Source organism: Nocardia exalbida NBRC 100660 (assembly GCF_000308575.1).
Lineage (GTDB): Bacteria > Actinomycetota > Actinomycetes > Mycobacteriales > Mycobacteriaceae > Nocardia > Nocardia exalbida.
This window is the reverse complement of sequence record NZ_BAFZ01000018.1, coordinates 1-923: the sequence shown is the minus strand read 5'-3', so window position 1 is coordinate 923 and position 923 is coordinate 1. Positions and strand designations below refer to the sequence as shown.

Genomic DNA, 923 nt, shown 5'->3' with positions numbered 1-923 from the left:
AAAGATTGAACAACTCGGTGCGTGGATTCTGGCGCAAGAACCGCTGGGCCAACGCCCCTGGCAACGCCTCACCGATCGCCAGCACCCGCCACAACGAATCCGGCATACCCGCGGTCAGCAGCGCGTCCAGCATGGACGGCACGACGTGCAGCGTAGTGACCCATTCCTGGGCCATGAGTTCGTTGAGGTATGCCGGATCCCGATGACCATCCGGCGAAGCGATGACCAGACGGCCACCACACACCGCCGCCGACCAGAACTCCCACACCGACAAGTCGAACGTCGCCGCCGTCTTCAACAAAATCGCATCAGCCGCATCGAGACCGAACTCGACACTCTTCCACTGCAACTGATTCGCGATCGCACCGTGCGGCACCGCCACACCCTTAGGACGACCCGTCGAACCAGACGTGAAGATGACGTACGCCGTGTTCTCCGCACGCAACGGCCCAACCCGATCAGCATCCGTGACCGGCTTCGCGTCCACACCCGACAAATCCAGCTCATCAATGCGCACCACCGGCGCGACATCGGTCTCGAACTCCGCCTCCGCGTTCGACAACACGCACACCGGTGCCGCCGTCTCGAGGATGTAGCTGGTGCGCTCCGCGGCCTGGTCCGGATCCACCGGCACATACGCACCACCGGACTTCGCCACCGCATACATCGCCACGATCAGATCCACCGACCGACGCAACGCCAGAGCAACCCGCGACTCCGGACCCACACCCAACGAGATCAGATGCCGCGCAAGACGATTCACTCGCGTATCGAGTTCGGCGTAGGTCAGCTCGACGCGTTCGCCGTCGATCGAATCGGCGACGAGCGCCGTGGAACGCGGGTCCGCCGCCACGCTGGCATCGAGCAGCGAGACCAGGGTCGCGCCCGCATCCACGGACTGCTCGGTGGCGTTCCAGCGCGCC

1 protein-coding gene is annotated in these 923 nt (G+C 64.5%); it reads right to left on the bottom strand.

The window, feature by feature from the left end:
- Nucleotides 1-923 (bottom strand): AMP-binding protein (locus ON29_RS04245; RefSeq protein WP_040864827.1); only part of this gene is annotated, 923 nt, incomplete at both ends.